Genomic DNA, 18,478 nt, shown 5'->3' on the forward strand with positions numbered 1-18,478 from the left:
CGGCCACCGTCAGGACGGGGCGGAAGTAGAGCTGAGCGGTCGTGCCGACCTGCTCGCGCGCCTGCTTCTGGTTCGTGCCCCGGGGGATGTTGACGATGATGTTGTCGTTGCCCTGAGTCTGGACCTCGGCCTCGGACACACCCATGCCGTTGACACGGCGGTTGATGATGTCCGCCGCGGTGTCCATGTTGGTCTTGTTGATCGCGTTGGGCTTGCCCGGCTCGTTCTTGGCCTGCAGCGTGATGCTGGTGCCGCCCGCGAGGTCGATGCCGAGGCGGGGCGTGAACGTACCGGAGATGAACATCCCACCGACGAGCGCGACCATGATGATCACGATCAGACTCAGGGCGCGGCCCGGCTTGCTCTGCGCCCCCGCCCCTCGGCTCTTTTTAGGTGTGGCCACCTTCTCGTACTCCCTCTCCATCCGTCCGGCATCGGGGATGCGTGCTCGGACGGCCACGAAATGGTCGAGATTCCGCGCGGGTCACGCACGAACCAGGACCGCGGGGCACCGCACGACGGCAGGCCCCACGGAGGTGGTCGTGACTACTTCGCGTCGGACTCGCCGTCGGTCTTCTTCGGCTCGGCGTCCTCGGCGGCGGCCTTCGGGGCCTCGGCGGCCTCGGCAGGCTTGTCGGCCTCGGCGGGCTCGTCCTTCTTGCCGAGGTCGATGCGCGAGTCGTCGGCGGCGGCGGTCTCGTCGGTCTCGGTGAGGGAGGACGCGTCGTCCGGCACGACGGCGTCGTCGGTCAGCGCGTCGTCGGCCTCGACGCCGTGCACGATGCGGTTGTACTCGTCATCGGTCAGGACCGCGCCGATGGCGTTCTTCGCGAACATCAGGTGGACGCCGGGGCCCGCGTCGAGGAGGACCGTGTCCTCGTTGACCTCCTTGACCGTGGCGTACATGCCCCCGATCGTGCGGACGCCGGATCCGGGCTGCATGTCATTGCGCATCTGGGCGGCCTGCGACTGCTTCTTCTTGGCAGACCGGGTCATCAGGAACATGGCCCCGATGAGCACAACGAACGGGAGGAGGGCTGCGAGACTCACGGGTGGGAACTTCCTTCAGGCGACCGCGCGGGGGGTGCGGCCTTGTCGGGTTGGGGGGTCGTCCGTCGTCCGGAACCAGCGAAACCAGAAGGACGACGTCGGCGGAGTCTAAGCGAGTCCGCCATCTGGGAACAACGCTCAGCATCGCACCGGGGTTCCTGCCCGGGCGACTACGCGCGCCGTCACGCCCCGAAGAGGTCCCCTTGTCCGCTTGCGCCCGGTCTTCCCTGCGGCGCGGTGAGACCCAGATGTGCCCAGGCCGCGGGGGTCGCGACGCGGCCGCGGGGCGTGCGCGCGAGCAGCCCCTCGCGCACGAGGAACGGCTCGGCGACCTCCTCGACCGTCTCGCGCTCCTCCCCCACCGCGACGGCGAGGGTCGACAGCCCGACCGGGCCGCCGCCGAACAGCTTGAGCAGGGCCTCGAGCACCGCCCGGTCCAGCCGGTCCAGGCCCCGGCCGTCCACCTCGTAGACGGCGAGCGCAGCGGCGGCGACGTCCCGGTCGATGTGGCCGTCCGCCTTGACCTGCGCGTAGTCGCGCACGCGGCGCAGCAGCCGGTTCGCGATACGGGGTGTGCCGCGGGAGCGGCCGGCGATCTCGGCGGCGCCCTGCGGATCGACCTCGACGTCCAGGAGGTGCGCGGAGCGGTGCACGACGCGCTTGAGCTCGGCCGGCTCGTAGAACTCCATGTGCGCGGTGAAACCGAAGCGGTCGCGCAGCGGGGGCGGCAGCAGGCCCGCGCGCGTGGTGGCGCCGACCAGGGTGAAGGGGGGCAGCTCGAGCGGGATGGCGGTGGCGCCGGGGCCCTTGCCGACGATGACGTCGACGCGGAAGTCCTCCATCGCCATGTACAGCATCTCCTCGGCGGGACGCGACATGCGGTGGATCTCGTCGAGGAAGAGAACCTCGCCCTCCTGGAGGGACGAGAGGATCGCGGCGAGGTCGCCGGCGTGCTGGATGGCGGGGCCCGAGGTGATGCGGATCGGGGCACCCATCTCCGCCGCGATGATCATGGAGAGGGTGGTCTTGCCGAGACCGGGGGCGCCGGAGAGCAGCACGTGGTCGGCGGTCGCGCCGCGCGCGCGGGCGGCCCGCAGCACGAGGTCGAGCTGCTCCCTGACCTTCTCCTGGCCGATGAACTCGCCCAGGTCCTTGGGGCGCAGCGCCGCCTCGACCGCCTGGTCCTCGTGGTCGGCGGACGCACCGACGAGCCGGTCGGCCTCGGGCTCGGCGGCGTCGGTCGTCTCGTCCCAGTTCATGTTCTGTGCCTCGCGTTACGGGATGGGGGGCGGGCGTGCTCAGCGCGTGCGGTTGAGGGTCTGCAGGGCCGCCTTGAGGAGCTGCCCCACCTGCGGGGTGCCACCGGCCGCCTCGGCCTGCGGGGCCACCGCCGCGACCGCCTCGTCGGCCTCTCTGGTCGCGTAGCCGAGGCCGATGAGTGCGGCGTGCAGCTGCTCGCGCCAGCCCGCGGCGACCGCGGTGCCGATCGCCGGACCGCCGGTGCCGAGGGGCTCGCCGAGACGGTCCTTCAGCTCCAGGAGGAGCTTCTGGGCGCCCTTCTTGCCGATGCCGGGGACGGCCGTGAGCGCCTTCTCGTCGCCGGTGGAGACCGCACGGCGCAGGTCGTCGGGGCGGTGCACGGCGAGCATCGCCTGGGCGAGGCGCGGGCCGACGCCGCTGGCCGTCTGGAGCAGCTCGAAGGTCTGCCGCTCGTCGTCGTCCGCGAAGCCGTACAGGGTGAGCGAGTCCTCCCGGACGACGAGGGAGGTGGCGAGCTTGGTCTGCTGTCCGACGCGCAGCGTCGACAGGGTGTCGGGCGTGCACTGGACGGCCATGCCGATCCCGCCCACCTCGACCACCGCGGCGTCGGGGGCGAGTGCGGCGACGGGGCCGCTCACGAAGGCGATCATGCGGTACGGCCTTTCGATACGGGCGCTGAGGTGCCGTGCTGGGCGGAGTGCAGGGCCACGGCCTGCTGCAGTCTGTTCTGCGCGGGGGCGCGCCAGATGTGGCAGATGGCGAGGGCCAGGGCGTCGGCGGCGTCGGCCGGCTTCGGCGGGGCGTCGAGCCGCAGGAGCCGGGTGACCATGGCGCCGACCTGTGCCTTGTCGGCGCGGCCGCTGCCGGTGACGGCGGCCTTGACCTCGCTCGGCGTGTGCAGGGCGACGGGGATGCCGCGGCGGGCGGCGCAGAGCATGGCGACGGCGCTGGCCTGCGCGGTGCCCATCACCGTGCGCACGTTGTGCTGGCTGAACACGCGCTCCACGGCGACGCACTCGGGCCGGTAGTCGTCGAGCCACTGCTCGATGCCCTGCTCGACGGCGACGAGGCGTAGGCCGAGCTCGGCGTCGGCCGGGGTGCGCACGACGCCGACGCCCCGCATGGTCAGGGGCCGGCCCGCGACCCCCTCGACCACGCCGACACCGCACCGGGTCAGCCCCGGGTCCACACCCAGTACGCGCACGTCGCGCCCCCGTTCTCGACTCTCGCTCGTCTGTTTGCGCAGGCTATCGGGTGCCACTGACAAAGCGGCGGGCCGACGGGGTGTGTCCCGTCGGCCCGCCGCTCGTGTCCTGTCACGCCGCCGGCTCAGGCGTCGACCTTCTCCATGACCTCGTCGGAGACGTCGAAGTTCGCGAAGACGTTCTGCACGTCGTCGCTGTCCTCGAGGGCGTCGATCAGCTTGAAGATCTTGCGGGCGCCCTCTTCGTCGAGCTCGACCTGCATGGTCGGGACGAAGTTGGCGTCGGCCGAGTCGTAGTCGATGCCGGCCTCCTGCAGCGCGGTGCGGACCGCGACGAGGTCGGTGGCCTCGGAGAGGACCTCGAAGGACTCGCCCAGGTCGTTGACCTCCTCGGCGCCCGCGTCGAGCACGGCACCGAGCACGTCGTCCTCGGACAGCTCGCCCTTGGGGACGATGACGACGCCCTTGCGGTTGAACAGGTACGCCACGGAGCCCGGGTCCGCCATGTTGCCGCCGTTGCGCGTCATGGCGACGCGGACGTCCGACGCGGCGCGGTTGCGGTTGTCCGTGAGGCACTCGATGAGCACCGCGACGCCGTTGGGCCCGTAGCCCTCGTACATGATCGTCTCGTAGTCGGCGCCGCCGGCCTCGAGGCCGCCGCCGCGCTTGACCGCGGAGTCGATGTTCTTGTTCGGGACCGACTGCTTCTTCGCCTTCTGGATGGCGTCGTACAGCGTCGGGTTGCCCTCGACGTCCGTGCCGCCCATGCGCGCCGCGACCTCGATGTTCTTGATCAGCTTCGCGAAGAGCTTGCCGCGCTTGGCGTCGATCACGGCCTTCTTGTGCTTCGTCGTAGCCCATTTAGAGTGGCCGGACATCTGCCTGTCTCCTTCGCGTAACCAACCTCAACAACGAACGCCAGAGATCCTACAAGGAACCCGGCGCCTCCTTGCCCCGCACCATGTCGACGAACAGGGCGTGGAGCCGGTGGTCGCCGGTGAGCTCGGGGTGGAAGGACGTCGCGAGGGCGTTGCCCTGGCGCACGGCGACGATGTGCCCCCCGTGCTCGGCGAGCACCTGTGCACCGGCCCCGACGGACTCGACCCAGGGGGCGCGGATGAAGACGCCCTCCACGGGATCGCCCGGGACTCCGCGGACCGCGACGGCGGCCTCGAAGGACTCGTTCTGCCGTCCGAAGGCGTTGCGGCGCACGATCATGTCGATGCCGCCGATCGTCTCCTGGCCGGAGCGCGGGTCGAGGATCTTGTCGGCGAGCATGATCATGCCCGCGCAGGTGCCGTAGACGGGCATCCCCGCGTGCACGCGCGTGCGCAGGGGCTCCAGCAGGCCGAAGAGGTGGGCCAGCTTGGAGATCGTGGTCGACTCGCCGCCGGGGATGATCAGGCCGTCGACCTCGGCCAGTTCCTCGGGGCGCCGCACCGGCCTGGCCACGGCGTCCGCCGCGGCCAGGGCGATGAGGTGCTCCCGGACGTCGCCCTGGAGCGCCAGGACGCCGATGACGGGGGTGCTCACGGTCGTTACCAGCCCCGGTTCGCGTAGCGCTCGGTCTCGGGGAGCGTGTCGCAGTTGATGCCGACCATGGCCTCGCCCAGGTTGCGGGACGCGTCGGCGATGATCTTCGGGTCGTCGTAGAAGGTGGTGGCCTTGACGATGGCGGCGGCACGCTTGGCCGGGTCGCCGGACTTGAAGATGCCGGAGCCGACGAAGACGCCCTCGGCGCCGAGCTGGCGCATCAGCGCGGCGTCGGCCGGGGTGGCGACACCGCCGGCGGAGAACAGCACGACGGGCAGCCGGCCGAGCTCGGAGACCTCCTTGACGAGCTCGTAGGGGGCGCGCAGCTCCTTGGCGGCGGCGTACAGCTCGTTGTTGTCGTAGCCGCGCAGGCGGGCGATCTCGTTCTTGATCTGGCGCAGGTGGCGGACGGCCTCCACCACGTTGCCCGTCCCGGCCTCGCCCTTGGAGCGGATCATGGCCGCGCCCTCGGCGATGCGGCGCAGGGCCTCGCCGAGGTTGGTGGCGCCACAGACGAAGGGCGTGGTGAAGGCGAACTTGTCGCTGTGGTTGACCTCGTCGGCCGGGGTGAGGACCTCGGACTCGTCGATGTAGTCGACGCCGAGCGACTGCAGGACCTGGGCCTCGACGAAGTGGCCGATGCGGGACTTGGCCATGACCGGGATCGAGACGGCGCCGATGATGCCCTCGATCATGTCCGGGTCGGACATGCGGGCCACGCCGCCGTCCTTGCGGATGTCCGCGGGGACCCGCTCCAGGGCCATGACGGCGACGGCGCCCGCGTCCTCGGCGATCTTCGCCTGCTCCGGCGTGACGACGTCCATGATGACGCCGCCCTTGAGCTGCTCGGCCATGCCGCGCTTGACGCGGGCGGTGCCGGTGGCAGGAGCCTGGTTCTCGGAAATGGGCGCAGTGGACACGGGGACCTCGCTCGGTGAACGCAGTGAAGAGGAGTGTTGCTGCACCGAGGAAACATCCGGGCCTCAGGCCACTGCAAGGGCCAATAGTGAGGCGGTGGCTCCTTTTGGCCTGCGAACCCGCTGGTGATCAGCCGGTGGCCCGGTCGGCGAGGGCGGCCGGCGGCACGTCGTCCATCTCGAAGGCCAGCGGGAACGGCGCGTGCCCGGCGAGCCGGAACCAGCGGACCTTGCGGTGCCGGCGCAGGGCGCGCGCGGCCCGTACGGCGTCGTTGTGGAACCGGCGCGCCATGGGCACCCGGCGGACGGCCTGGGCCAGTTCCTCGGCGGCCTCCTCGCCACCGGGCGCGGCCCTGACCTCCTCGACCTGGTCGCTCTCGCCGAAGACGGCGCGCAGCGCCTGGCTGAGCTCGCTCTCGGCGACCTCGCGGTGCTCCTCCTCGGCCTGCCGTGCGGCGTGCGCGGCCTCGTACAGGACGATCGAGGCGGCCGGGTCGAGCACGCCGGACGTCGCCAGCTCCTGGGCCACGGACGCGCGGCGCAGCAGCTGGGCGTCGAGTGCGGCGCGGGACGAGTCGATCCTGGTGTGCAGCCGGTCGAGGCGGCCGGCCGTCCAGCTGAGATAGACCCCGACGAGGACGAGGGCGACGACGATCCACAGCAGGGTCAAGGGGAGATCCACGACAGGTGAGGCTACCGTGTCGCGGGGTCAGTCCCGCGCGGCCTTCAGCCGGCCCCACAGGCCCGTGCGTTCGTCCTCGGCCACGGCCGAGGCGCCCTGGGCCACCGTCTCGTACACCGACAGGATGTCCGCGCCGACGGTCGACCAGTCGAAGCGGCGCACGTGCCGGCTGCCCCGCTCCCGCAGTTCGGCGCGGCGCTCCGGTGCGGCGAGCAGCCGCAGTGCGGCGGCGGCCAGGTCGTCGGCGTCCTCGTTGGTGAACAGCTCGCCGGCGGCGCCCTGGTCGAGGACCTGCGCGAAGGCGTCGAGGTCGGAGGCGAGCACGGGGGCGCCCGCCGACAGCGCCTCGACGAGGATGATGCCGAAGCTCTCGCCGCCCGTGTTCGGGGCGACGTACACGTCGACGCTGCGCAGCAGCCTGGCCTTGTCCTCGTCGCTGACCATGCCGAGGAACTCGACGCGGTCGCGCATCTCGCGCGGCAGCGAGGCGACGGCCTCCTCCTCGTCGCCGCGGCCCGCTACCAGGAGCCGGGTGCCGGGGCGCTCGGCGAGGATCTTGGGCAGCGCCTTCATGAGGACGGGCAGGCCCTTGCGGGGCTCGTCGATGCGCCCGATGAAGCCGATGGTGCCGCCCTGCCACTCGGGCCGCGGCTCGGCGCGCGCGAAGAAGTCCACGTCGACGCCGTTCGGGATGACGACCGCGTCGCCGCCCAGGTGCTCGACGAGGGTGCGCCGCGCGTACTCGGACACCGCGATGCGCGCGCTGATCTTCTCCAGGGCGGGCTGCAGGATCGGGTAGGCGGCGATCATCGCGCGCGAGCGCGGGTTCGACGTGTGGAACGTGGCGACGATGGGCCCCTGCGCCGCCCAGCAGGTGAGCAGGCCGAGCGACGGGGAGGTCGGCTCGTGGATGTGGATGACGTCGAACATGCCGTCGTGCAGCCAGCGCCGTACGCGCGCGGCGCTCAGGAAGCCGAAGTTCAGCCGCGCCACCGAGCCGTTGTACGGCACCGGCACGGCGCGGCCCGCGGACACCACGTAGGGCGGCAGCGGGGTGTCGTCGTCGGACGGGGCGAGGACGGAGACCTCGTGCCCGAGGGCGCCCAGGTGCTCGGCGAGGTCGCGGATGTGGAACTGGACGCCGCCCGGCACGTCCCAGGAGTACGGGCAGACGATGCCGATCCTCACGCCGGCGGCTCCTCGGGCTTGCGGGCGGTCTCCAGGTCGGAGAGCCACAGTCGCTGCAGCATGTGCCAGTCCTCCGGGTGGTCCGCGATGCCGGTGGCGAAGGCGTCCGCCACGGCCTGTGCCATGACAGACGTCTTCTCGGCCCGGGTACCTGTCTCGGGGACGTCGACGGGCGGGTGCACGCGGCCCCGCATGACGGGCGAGGAGTCGTACCAGAGCGTCACGGGCAGCAGCAGGGCCCCGGTCTGCTGGGCGAGCATGGCCGGTCCGGCCGGCATCCGCGTCGTCTCGCCGAAGAACTTGACCTCGACGCCGGAGGCGGACAGGTCGCGGTCGGCGACCAGACAGACGAGGCCGCCGGCGCGCAGCCGCCGCGCCAGGGTGCCGAACGCGGCGCCGCCGGTGTGCGGCAGGACCTCCATGCCGAGGCCCTCGCGGTAGGCGACGAAGCGGTCGTAGAGCGTCTCCGGTTTGAGCCGCTCGGCGACGGTGGTGAACGGGGTCTCCAGCTTGGTGGTGACCCACGCGCCCGCCAGGTCGTAGTTGCCCATGTGGGGCAGCGCGAGGATGACGCCCCGGCCCGAGGCGAGGCCTTCGGTCAGGTGGTGCACGTCCTGGGGCGCGAAGCCGCCCTTGATGCGGTCCTTGCTCCACGCGGGCAGCCGGAAGGACTCCATCCAGTACCGCAGGTAGGAGCGCATGCCCGCGCGGGAGAGCTGTTGCAGGCGCTGGGGCGTGGCGTCGGGCACCACGCGCGCGAGGTTCGCCTCCAGGCGCAGCACGCCCTTGCCACGCCTGCGCCAGGCGGCGTCGGCGACGGTGCGGCCCAGGCGCCGTGCGACCGGCTCGGGCAGCTTCTTGACGGTGGCCCAGCCGAGCCCGTACAGCGCGTCCGTGACCCGCTCCTGGGCGCCGCTCACGAGGTGGCCCCCTCCTGGGCCGCGGCCGCTGCGTCGGCCTCGGCGGACTCGCGGCGGACGGTGACCACGCGCTGGATCAGCGTGACGAGGCTGCCGACGGCGACGATCCACAGGGCGACGGGCAGCAGGTACTGGATGCCGGGCACGCCGAACTCGTGCAGACCGGCGAAGCCGGCCGCGACGAGCGAGATGACGAGCCGCTCGGCGCGCTCGACGAGGCCGTTGACCGCGACGGGCAGACCGATCGCCTCACCGCGGGCCTTCGTGTACGAGACGACCTGACCGCTGGCCAGACAGAAGATGGAGACCGCGCACAGCACGTTGTCGTCGCCGCCGCCCGCGTACCAGAGCGCGAGGCCGCCGAAGATGGCGCTGTCCGCGACGCGGTCGAGCGTCGAGTCCAGGAACGCGCCCCAGCGGCTCGAGCGGCCCAGCTGGCGCGCCATGTTGCCGTCGACGAGGTCCGAGAAGACGAACAGCGTGATGACGACGGTGCCCCAGAAGAACTCACCGCGCGGGTAGAAGACCAGCGCGCCCGCCACCACCCCGGCGGTCCCGAGGAGCGTGACCGCGTCGGGACTGACCCCGCGGCGGATCAGAAACGCGGCGAACGGTGTGAGGACACGCGTGAAGAATGCACGCGCGTACTTGTTCAGCATGGCCTTCCCGAGGGTCGGTGGCCGTGCGGCCCCTCTGGCCACCGGCTGGCCCATCGTAGTCACGCGCGGGCTCCGGCGGCCGCCGGGCCACCACGCGCGCGTGCGATCCCGTACGACGTATGGACGCACCGTGACGCGAGTGCAAAGCTCGAAGACACCGCGGGCGTCGCCGGAGCCGCCTCCCACACGCGGGTCCGCGTGTCCGCCCGCCGGATCTCCGCGGGCCCCGACGGGCCACCTCACCGTGGGAAGCGAACCGGGAGGCACAGGACATGGGCGACAAGGCACACGCACACCCCGGGGCCGCCGGCAGGGCGGCTGCGGCCGACCGGCCCGCGGACGTACGCAACGTGGTCCTGGTCGGCCCGAGCGGCTCCGGCAAGACGACGCTGGTGGAGGCCCTCGCGCTGACGGCGGGGGCGGTGAACCGGGCCGGCCGGGTCGAGGACGGCACCTGTGTCTCCGACTACGACGACATCGAACGGCGGCGGCAGCGCTCGGTGCAGCTCTCGCTGGTGCCGGTCGACTGGGGCGGCTGCAAGGTCAATCTCCTGGACACCCCCGGATACGCGGATTTCGTCGGGGAGCTGAGGGCCGGTCTGCGGGCGGCGGACGCGGCCCTCTTCGTCGTCTCGGCGGCGGACGGGCCCGAGAGCATGGCGGGCACCACGCGCGCGTTGTGGGAGGAGTGCGCGGCCGTCGGGATGCCGCGGGCCATCGTGATCACGCACCTGGAGGCGGCGCGGGCGGACTTCGACGAGATGACGCGGGTCTGTGCGCAGGCCTTCGGCGGGGACGACCCCGACGCGGTGCTGCCGCTGTACCTGCCGCTGCACGGTGAGCGGACCGCGGACGGCCACTCCCCCGTGACCGGCCTGATCGGCCTGCTCTCGCAGCGCATCCACGCCTACGCGTCGGGCGCGCTGGAGGAGTCCGCGCCGGACGCGGCGCAGGTGCCCGGCCTGGAGGAGGCGCGGGCCCGGCTCATCGAGGGGATCATCGCCGAGAGCGAGGACGAGACCCTCATGGACCGCTATCTGGGCGGCGAGGAGATCGACGTCAAGACGCTCGTCGACGACCTGGAGCGGGCCGTCGCGCGCGGCACGTTCCATCCCGTCCTCGCGGCAGCCCCGGCCCCGGAGGGCGCGCGGCAGGGCATCGGCACGGTCGAGCTCCTGGAGCTGATCACGGGCGGTTTCCCGACCCCGCTGGAGCGCGCGGCGCCGGCGGTGAGCACTCCGGACGGCGTCCCGCGCGCGATCCCGGTCTGTGACCCGGACGGCCCGCTGGTGGCCGAGGTCGTGAAGACGGCATCGGACCCGTACGTGGGGCGCGTCTCCCTGGTGCGCGTCTTCTCCGGGACGCTGCGGCCCGACGACACGGTGCACGTGTCGGGGCACGGGCTGGCCGACCGCGGGCACGAGGACCACGACCTGGACGAGCGGGTGGGGGCGCTGTCGGTGCCGTTCGGCAAGCAGCAGCGGCCGTTGTCGCACTGCATCGCCGGAGACCTCGCGTGCGTGGCGAAGCTCGGCCGGGCCGAGACCGGCGACACCCTGTCGGCGAAGGACGACCCGCTGCTCATGGCGCCCTGGGACATGCCGGACCCGCTGCTGCCGCTGGCGATCCAGGCGCACGGCAAGGCCGACGAGGACAAGCTGTCGCAGGGGCTCGCGCGGCTGGTCGCCGAGGACCCGACGATGCGTCTCGAGCAGAACCCGGACACGCACCAGGTGGTGCTGTGGTGCCTGGGCGAGGCGCACGCGGACGTCACTCTGGAGCGGCTGTCGGGCCGCTACGGGGTGCAGGTGGACGTCGTGCCGCACCGGGTGTCGCTGCGCGAGACGTTCGCGGACCGGGCGACGGGGCGCGGCCGCCACGTGAAGCAGTCCGGCGGGCACGGCCAGTACGCGGTCTGCGAGATCGAGGTGGAGCCGCTGCCGAACGGCTCGGGCATCGAGTTCGTCGACAAGGTCGTCGGCGGAGCCGTGCCGCGCCAGTTCATCCCGTCCGTGGAGAAGGGCGTACGGGCCCAGGCGGCCCGGGGCGTCGCGGCCGGCTGTCCGCTGATCGACGTGCGGGTGACGCTGATCGACGGCAAGGCGCACTCGGTCGACTCCTCGGACGCCGCGTTCCAGACGGCCGGCGCGCTGGCGCTGCGGGAGGCCGCGACGGACGCGCGGATCCACCTCCTGGAGCCGGTGGCGGAGGTGCGGGTGCTCGTGAGCGACGACTACGTGGGCGCCGTGATGAGCGACCTGTCCGGGCGCCGGGGCCGTGTCGTCGGCACCGAACAGGCCCCGGACGGGTGGACGCTGGTGCGGGCCGAGGTGCCGGAGATCGAGATCGGCCGGTACGCGGTCGATCTGCGGGCCCTGTCGCACGGCACGGCCCGGTTCAGCCGCGACTACGTCCGGCACGAGCCGATGCCGGCCCACATCGGCGAGCGGATCAGGGAACAGGCCGCGAACTCCGCTTAGGCGACCGCGTAGTTGGGCGCACGGTCCTCCCGTGCGCCCCCGTGCACCCGGTGCGGCGGCCGGTGTCCGGCTCGGCGGGACGGATGTCGGTGGCGGCCGTTACGCTGGTCGACGATCAGCCCGATCAGGACGATCAGCTGATCAACAGGTGTGCGGGGCAAGGAAGTCGGGAAGAGCCGCAGCAGCGACGTGCGGTGCGAGACGTGCGGTGATGGGGGCGGCAGTGGCGGACGACGCGTTCGATTTCAGGCCGGGGGCCCAGGTCCCCCTGCAGGGTTCCGCGGGCCAGACCGCGGCGACGTTCGCCATCGCGTCGGCGGCCTACCGGGACGACCCCGCGGCGAAGATCGAGGAGGCGAACAACGAGTGGCACGCGTCCGAGGTGAAGAAGGGCGTGTGGTCGCTGTTCGCACCGAATCTGGGTGAGGCGTTCTCCCGCGCCGTCCAGGTCCGGATGCTCGGCGGCGGCCGCAAGCCGCTCATCCAGTCCTTCGGCACCGAGCCGCAGGTCGTGGTGGAGCACTGCCTCGCCGCGACCCGGATCCGGCGCCAGCGCGACGCCCTGCTGACCCTGGTCACGGTGCTGTTCGGGGTCGTGTTCCTGCCCGGCTTCCTGCTGTGGCTGCTCACGTTCCAGCTGCGCCGCACGAGCAACAACAAGGTGGCGCGGGCCGAGAAGGCCACCGCGGAGGCCGCGGCCGGCGAGGCGAAGACCGCGGCGCGCGCCAAGGAGCGCAAGGTCCGCGGCACGGCGGCGCTGACCACCGCGCTCCTGGCCGTCGTCGGCGTGGCCGTCGTGATCGTCCTGATCCGGCTGCCGTTCGCCGGCGGCTGGGCCTGGTACCTGCGCGCGTCGTTCGTGCTGCCGCTGGTGGGCGGCTTCTGGGCGCGGCAGATCTGCGAGCGCACCGCGCGGGACCTGCGCGAGCGCTGGGACGCACTGCTGTCCGGCGGAGGCATCGGCGCGAAGATCCCCGAGGCGGTGCCCGGCAGCCCGGGCGAGACCTCGGCGGAGCAGCTGCGCCAGAGCCTGGCCCGCCTCTCGGCCGAGCAGCAGTCGAACACGGTGTTCTACGCGGGCCCCAAGGGCATCCTGGGCATGGGCACCCGCTGGGGCAGCTGGCAGCTCGCGGAGGACCTGGTCTCCGTGGACCCCGACAAGGAGATCCACCCGTTCCGCAGCTGGGACGTCGTGCGCGCGATCCACGACCAGCTGAAGCTCCTGGAGCGCAAGCAGCTGCACACGGGCGGCTTCCCGCGCCCCTCCGTGGAGCACTGGATCGTCTCCCCGATCGGGGAGAACGCGAAGGGCGTCGCCCGCCCCACGGGTGAGGACGTCGACGCGTACCGGATCAAGTCGCACGAGATACAGCGCATCTGCAACGACCAGCAGTTCGGCAGCGGCGACCGCCACTATCTGGGCGTCCAGTTCACCCTGTGGGACGGCCAGTTGGTCATCACCATGCTGGTGACCGTGACGGTGCTGCACGACACGCTGCGCATCGAGGTGACGGGCCACGCGCTCGGACCGGTGAACTCGCTGTTCACGTCGAAGCCCGCGCCGAAGACCAAGGAGGTCTCCAAGTCGGTCCGGTTCTGGGAGACCACCACGAAGACGCTGCCGCTGATCGACGCGGACGAGGTCGTGCGCATAGCCGTCCGGGCCCCGCTGACGTGGTACCCGCCTCTCCTTGACTATCTGGGCGGCCGCCTGACGCTGCCCGAGCCGTTCGGACTGCGGCACGCGTGGGCCGACCAGCCGTGGCGGCACCGCTTCATGGCGGACGACGCGCTGCGCACGGCGACGCCGGTGCTGCGGGTGGTGCACGCCGCCGCGTTCCGGGTGCTGAAGGAGCACGGCGTGGACACGGAGAAGTTCGGGAACCGCTCGGGCGTGCTCAGCGGTCTGGTGCAGGACCCCACGCCGCGGAAGGCCGACGTCTACGACGCGTGAGCCCTCCGCGGTCCCGGGTCAGGCGCTCGGCCAGGCCTTGGCGAGCGCGGTGCGGGTGTCCGCGAGGAGTTGCGGCAGCACCTTGGTGTGCCCGACGACGGGCATGAAGTTCGTGTCGCCGCCCCAGCGCGGGACGATGTGCTGGTGCAGGTGCGCGGCGATGCCCGCGCCGGCCACGGCGCCCTGGTTCATGCCGATGTTGAAGCCGTGCGCGCCGGACGCGGCCCGCAGCGCGGTCATCGCCCGCTTGGTGAAGTCGGCGAGCTCGACCGTCTCGGCGTCGCCGAGATCGGTGTAGTCGGCGACGTGCCGGTAGGGCAGCACCATCATGTGCCCGCCGTTGTACGGGTACAGATTGAGGATCGCGAAGACGTGTTCGCCGCGCGCGACGATCAGCGCGTCCTCGTCGGTCTTGCCGGGGGCCGCGCAGAACGGACAGCCGTCGTCGGCACCGGGGCCGGTCGGTTTGCCCTCGCCCTGGATGTACGCGATGCGGTGCGGGGTCCACAGACGCCCGAATCCGTCCGGCTCACCCACTGGACCGATCTGCTGCTCCGGCTCACTCGTCATGCTGTGCAGCATATGGCGTGACCTCGGCAGGGCGTGTCGCCGGGGCCCGCCCCGCACCGCGCCGGGCGATGCTGTGCGGATGACCGACAGCGCCCTCGCCCGCTGGGAGCGACGCACCGCAGGTGTCCTCGCGGCGGCGTCCCTGCTCTTCCTCGCCTCGTACGCGCTGCGGGTGCTCGGCCACGGGCTGCCGGGGCCGCTGCGCGACGCGTGTCTGGCCGTGACGTTCGCGGCGTGGAGCGTGTTCCTCGTGGACTACGTGGTGCGCCGGCGGCTCAGCGGGCAGCGCTGGCCGCGCTTCGTGCGCACCCACTGGCTGGACACGCTGGTCCTGCTGCTCCCGCTGCTGCGCCCGGTGCGCATCGTGCAGGCCTACGACCGGGTGCAGCTGCGGCACGACCGGCCCCGCTTCTCGCTGCACGCGCGCGTGATCGTGTACGCGGGGGTGTCGACGCTGCTCCTCGGCTTCGCCGCGTCCCTCGCGGTCTACCACGTGGAGCGGCCGGCCCCGGGCGCGACGATCCGTACGTACGGCGACGCGGTGTGGTGGGCGTGCACGACGGTGTCGAGCGTCGGCTACGGGGACATGGCGCCGGTGACACCGCTGGGCCGGCTGGTCGCGGTGGCGTTGATGGGCTGTGGCCTGGCGCTGCTGGGCGCGGTCGTCGGCGCGTTCTCGTCCTGGCTGCTGCAGGCGTTCGCGCGGGACGGCGAGAGGCCTCCGGGGAACTCCCCGGAGGCCTCTCGTGGCCCGGACACGGACTGACGGGCGGAGCCGTCGGACCTGGGCGCGCCGTCAGACCTGGGCGCGCTCCTCGACGACCTTCGCGATCTTGGCGATGGCCTCCTCGACCGGGATGCCGTTCTCCTGCGAGCCGTCGCGGTAGCGGAAGGACACCGAACCGGCGTTCATGTCCTCGTCGCCCGCGATGACCATGAAGGGCACCTTGGCCTTCTGCTGGTTGCGGATCTTCTTCTGCATGCGGTCCGAGGAGGCGTCGACCTCGACGCGCAGCCCCTGGGCGCGCGCCTTCTCGGCGAACTGCTCCAGGTACGCGACGTGCCCGTCACCGATCGGGATGCCGACGGCCTGCACGGGGGCGAGCCACGCCGGGAAGGCGCCCGCGTAGTGCTCGAGGAGCACTCCGAAGAACCGCTCGATCGAGCCGAAGAGGGCGCGGTGCAGCATGACCGGCTGCTGGCGGGAGCCGTCCGCGGCGGTGTACTCGAGGCCGAACCGCTTGGGCTGGTTGAAGTCGACCTGGAGGGTCGACATCTGCCAGGAGCGGCCGATCGCGTCCTTGACCTGGACGGAGATCTTCGGCCCGTAGTAGGCGGCGCCGCCCGGGTCGGCGACCAGCGGCAGGTTCTGCTTCTCGGCGGCGAGCCGCAGCGCCTCGGTGGCCTCGGCCCAGTCCTCGTCGGTGCCGATGAACTTGTCGGACTCGTCGCGGGTGGACAGCTCGAGCTCGAAGTCGGTCAGGCCGTAGTCGCGCAGCAGGTCGAGCACGAAGGTGAGGAGCTTGTCGAGCTCCTCCGGCATCTGCTCCTTGGTGCAGTAGATGTGCGAGTCGTCCTGCGTGAAGCCGCGCGAGCGGGTCAGGCCGTGCACGACGCCGGACTTCTCGTACCGGTACACGGTGCCGAACTCGAAGAGGCGCAGCGGCAGCTCACGGTAGGAGCGGCCCCGCGACTTGAAGATCAGGTTGTGCATCGGGCAGTTCATCGCCTTGAGGCGGTAGTTCTGCTCGTCGAACTGGATGGGCGGGAACATGCCCTCCGCGTAGTGCGGGAGGTGGCCCGAGGTCTCGAAGAGGTGCTCCTTCGAGATGTGCGGGGTGTTCACGAACTCGTAGCCGGAGGCCTCGTGGCGGCGCCGCGAGTAGTCCTCCATGACCTTGCGGATCACGCCGCCCTTGGGGTGGAAGACCGCGAGGCCCGGGCCGAGCTCCTCCGGGAAGGAGAACAGGTCGAGCTCGGCGCCCAGCTTGCGGTGGTCGCGCTTCTCGGCCTCGGCGAGGAAGTCGAGGTAGCCCTTGAGCTCGTCCTTGGTCGGCCACGCGGTGCCGTAGATGCGCTGGAGCTGCGGGTTCTTCTCGCTGCCCCGCCAGTAGGCGGCGGCGGAGCGCATGAGCTTGAACGCCGGGATGGCGCGGGTGGTGGGCAGGTGGGGACCGCGGCAGAGGTCCTTCCAGCACAGGTCGCCGGTCTTGGCGTCGATGTTGTCGTAGATGGTCAGCTCGCCGGCGCCCACCTCGGCGTCGGCGCCGTCGGCGGCCTGCGCCGCGTTGCCCTTGAGGCCGATGAGCTCCAGCTTGTAGGGCTCGTCGGCGAGCTCGACGGCGGCGTCCGCGTCGGTGGTGACGCGGCGCGCGAAGCGCTGGCCCCGCTTCTGGATCTCCTGCATCTTCTTCTCGATGCGCTTGAGGTCCTCGGGGGTGAACGGCTCCTTGACGTCGAAGTCGTAGTAGAAGCCGTCCTTGATGGGCGGGCCGATGCCGAGCTTGGCGTCCGGGAACAGCTCCTGCACGGCCTGGGCCATCACGTGGGCGGTGGAGTGCCGCAGGATGTTCAGGCCGTCCTCGGAGGTGATCTCGACGGGCTCGACCTCCTCGCCGTCCTGGACGGCGTACGCGAGGTCCTTGAGCTCTCCGGCCACGCGGGCCGCGACGATGCTGCGCTCGCCGGCGAAGAGCTCGGCGGCCGTAGTGCCCGTCGTCACCACGCGCTCTTCCCGCTCGGAATCGCGTTGGATGATCACACGGACGTCAGACACCGGTCTCTCCTACCTGAAGACGAAACGCCGCGCCATTACCTGTGACGCGCGCAGAGCCGATCGTACCGAGTCCCCGGGACCACACGCGAAACGGTTGACCGAGCGGACGGAGAGGACGAGGGCCTAGCGTGGAGGCATGGCTCTGGAATGGAACGTTCTGCTGGCCGAGCAGCTCGACTGGCACTGGCGCAACCAGCTGCGCGGGCGCCTGGCCGGGCTCACCGACGACGAGTACTTCTGGGAGCCGGTGGCGGACCCGGAGGCGGTGTGGAGCGTCCGTCCGCGCGGCACCGGTACGGCGGCGATGCAGGCGGGCTCGGGCGACTTCACGATCGACTTCGCGTACCCGGAGCCGGTGCCCGCGCCGGTGACGACGATCGCGTGGCGTCTCGGCCATCTCCTGGTCGGCGTCCTGGGCGCGCGGACCGCGTCGCACTTCGGCGGTCCCCCGGCGGATTACGCGACGTACGCGTATCCGGGTACGGCGGCCGAGGCGCTGGAGCGGCTCGACGCGGCGTACGCCCTGTGGATCGCGGGCGTGCGCGGCCTGGACGAGGCGGCGCTGGCCGCACCGTGCGGCCCGGCGGAGGGCCCGTACGCGCAGGAGCTGATGGCGACGCTGGTGCTGCACATCCATCGCGAGACGATCCATCACGGCGCGGAGATCGCTCTGCTCAGGGATCTGTACGCACACACGCACACTGCCTAGGGTTCGTCGCCTCCGGTGCAGGCCTCCTCGAAGAAGTCGAGGTTCTCCTGGAGCGACTTCATGAGGCGGTCCCGCTCGGCCTCCTCGACCTGGACGGGGACGACGCCGCTCGCGCCGGTCAGCCGCCGGAAGCCGCCGCGGCTCTCCAGGCGCCCGTGCACCCGGATCGGCAGGCCGACGAGATGGGCGTGCCCGGCGATCCGGTACGCCTCCTCGTCGAGTGTCATCCGCAGGTGGGGCACCTCGGCGCCGGCGATGACGTGGAGGCGCACGGTGCCCTCGCCGCGTGGCCCGGAGCGGCGCAGCCGCACGACGGTGCCGGTGACGCGGACGAAGACGGCGGGCTCGGCGTGCAGGTAGCGCGCGGAGGCCTCGCGCAGCACGTCGAGGTCGCCGGGCGAGAACTCGACGGGGGCGTCGCCGTCGGTGCACTCGGCGGGCACTCCGGCGGCGGGTGACCAGGCGACGCCGACCCGGGCGCCCTCGGTGCCGCCGACCAGGGCGACGAGCGCCTCGGTGAGTTCGTGGCTGACACCGGCCTCGACGGCGCCGTCGAACGCGTCCATGCCGCCGGTA

17 protein-coding genes and 2 pseudogenes are annotated in these 18,478 nt (G+C 71.9%); 4 read left to right on the plus strand and 15 right to left on the minus strand.

Features of this window, described 5'->3' with window-relative positions:
• From GTW43_RS16055 to pgsA, 12 genes and pseudogenes are all read right to left on the minus strand, one after another.
• A pseudogene (locus GTW43_RS16055) lies at positions 1-403 on the minus strand (protein translocase subunit SecD); the annotation flags it as partial.
• 143 nt (positions 404-546) lie between these two features.
• A complete protein-coding gene (gene yajC / locus GTW43_RS16060; protein WP_161302712.1) occupies positions 547-1,050 on the minus strand; it encodes a preprotein translocase subunit YajC in 504 nt (167 codons plus the stop codon).
• A gap of 182 nt (positions 1,051-1,232) precedes the next feature.
• Positions 1,233-2,309 carry a Holliday junction branch migration DNA helicase RuvB gene (gene ruvB, locus GTW43_RS16065; protein WP_161302713.1) on the minus strand — a complete coding sequence of 359 codons (1,077 nt, stop codon included), beginning with the start codon at positions 2,307-2,309 and terminating at the stop codon, positions 1,233-1,235.
• Between the two features lie 39 nt (positions 2,310-2,348).
• Positions 2,349-2,960, minus strand: a complete 612-nt coding sequence (gene ruvA, locus GTW43_RS16070; RefSeq protein WP_161302714.1) for a Holliday junction branch migration protein RuvA — start codon at positions 2,958-2,960, stop codon at positions 2,349-2,351.
• Positions 2,957-3,514 carry a crossover junction endodeoxyribonuclease RuvC gene (gene ruvC / locus GTW43_RS16075; protein WP_161302715.1) on the minus strand — a complete coding sequence of 186 codons (558 nt, stop codon included), beginning with the start codon at positions 3,512-3,514 and terminating at the stop codon, positions 2,957-2,959. Before ruvC ends, ruvA begins: the two co-directional genes overlap by 4 nt.
• 125 nt (positions 3,515-3,639) lie before the next feature.
• Positions 3,640-4,392, minus strand: a complete 753-nt coding sequence (locus GTW43_RS16080; protein ID WP_161302716.1) for a YebC/PmpR family DNA-binding transcriptional regulator — start codon at positions 4,390-4,392, stop codon at positions 3,640-3,642.
• Between the two features lie 49 nt (positions 4,393-4,441).
• Positions 4,442-5,047 (minus strand): pyridoxal 5'-phosphate synthase glutaminase subunit PdxT, encoded by a 606-nt coding sequence (gene pdxT / locus GTW43_RS16085; protein WP_161302717.1) that lies wholly within the window; start codon positions 5,045-5,047, stop codon positions 4,442-4,444.
• A 5-nt stretch (positions 5,048-5,052) separates the two neighbouring features.
• The gene (gene pdxS / locus GTW43_RS16090) at positions 5,053-5,967 is read right to left on the minus strand and encodes a pyridoxal 5'-phosphate synthase lyase subunit PdxS (protein WP_161302718.1); all 915 of its coding nucleotides are present in this window, start codon (positions 5,965-5,967) and stop codon (positions 5,053-5,055) included.
• 127 nt (positions 5,968-6,094) lie between these two features.
• The gene (locus GTW43_RS16095) at positions 6,095-6,646 is read right to left on the minus strand and encodes a hypothetical protein (protein WP_161302719.1); all 552 of its coding nucleotides are present in this window, start codon (positions 6,644-6,646) and stop codon (positions 6,095-6,097) included.
• Between the two features lie 27 nt (positions 6,647-6,673).
• A complete protein-coding gene (locus GTW43_RS16100) occupies positions 6,674-7,834 on the minus strand; it encodes a glycosyltransferase family 4 protein (protein WP_161302720.1) in 1,161 nt (386 codons plus the stop codon).
• Positions 7,831-8,754, minus strand: a complete 924-nt coding sequence (locus tag GTW43_RS16105; protein ID WP_161302721.1) for a phosphatidylinositol mannoside acyltransferase — start codon at positions 8,752-8,754, stop codon at positions 7,831-7,833. Before GTW43_RS16105 ends, GTW43_RS16100 begins: the two co-directional genes overlap by 4 nt.
• Entirely contained in the window at positions 8,751-9,467 is a 717-nt protein-coding gene (pgsA, locus tag GTW43_RS16110) for a phosphatidylinositol phosphate synthase (RefSeq protein WP_161302728.1), read from the minus strand. Before pgsA ends, GTW43_RS16105 begins: the two co-directional genes overlap by 4 nt.
• Before the next feature lie 218 nt (positions 9,468-9,685).
• Here pgsA and GTW43_RS16115 point away from each other — a divergent pair, with 218 nt between their 5' ends.
• The gene (locus GTW43_RS16115; RefSeq protein WP_161302722.1) at positions 9,686-11,893 is read left to right on the plus strand and encodes an elongation factor G-like protein EF-G2; all 2,208 of its coding nucleotides are present in this window, start codon (positions 9,686-9,688) and stop codon (positions 11,891-11,893) included.
• Between the two features lie 211 nt (positions 11,894-12,104).
• On the plus strand, positions 12,105-13,847 hold the full coding sequence (locus tag GTW43_RS16120; RefSeq protein ID WP_161302723.1) for a hypothetical protein: 1,743 nt from the start codon (positions 12,105-12,107) through the stop codon (positions 13,845-13,847).
• 18 nt (positions 13,848-13,865) lie between these two features.
• On the opposite strand, the gene GTW43_RS16125 is transcribed toward GTW43_RS16120, so the two are convergent.
• Entirely contained in the window at positions 13,866-14,429 is a 564-nt protein-coding gene (locus GTW43_RS16125) for an HIT domain-containing protein (protein WP_161302724.1), read from the minus strand.
• A 67-nt stretch (positions 14,430-14,496) separates the two neighbouring features.
• Between GTW43_RS16125 and GTW43_RS16130 the strand changes: the two genes are divergently transcribed.
• The gene (locus GTW43_RS16130) at positions 14,497-15,183 is read left to right on the plus strand and encodes a potassium channel family protein (protein ID WP_161302725.1); all 687 of its coding nucleotides are present in this window, start codon (positions 14,497-14,499) and stop codon (positions 15,181-15,183) included.
• 30 nt (positions 15,184-15,213) lie between these two features.
• Here the strand turns inward: GTW43_RS16130 and thrS are convergent, their stop codons facing one another.
• Positions 15,214-17,193, minus strand: a complete 1,980-nt coding sequence (thrS, locus tag GTW43_RS16135) for a threonine--tRNA ligase (RefSeq protein WP_161302726.1) — start codon at positions 17,191-17,193, stop codon at positions 15,214-15,216.
• A gap of 136 nt (positions 17,194-17,329) precedes the next feature.
• On the opposite strand from thrS, the gene GTW43_RS16140 reads away from it, so the two are divergent.
• Positions 17,330-17,902, plus strand: coding sequence for a DinB family protein (locus tag GTW43_RS16140; protein WP_161302727.1), 573 nt, complete (start codon positions 17,330-17,332; stop codon positions 17,900-17,902).
• On the opposite strand, the pseudogene GTW43_RS16145 reads toward GTW43_RS16140, so the two are convergent.
• Positions 17,899-18,478: pseudogene (locus GTW43_RS16145) on the minus strand (hypothetical protein); the annotation flags it as partial. The gene GTW43_RS16140 and the pseudogene GTW43_RS16145 sit on opposite strands and share 4 nt — an antisense overlap.

Source organism: Streptomyces sp. SID5785 (genome assembly GCF_009870065.1).
In the GTDB taxonomy this organism is placed as follows: domain Bacteria; phylum Actinomycetota; class Actinomycetes; order Streptomycetales; family Streptomycetaceae; genus Streptomyces.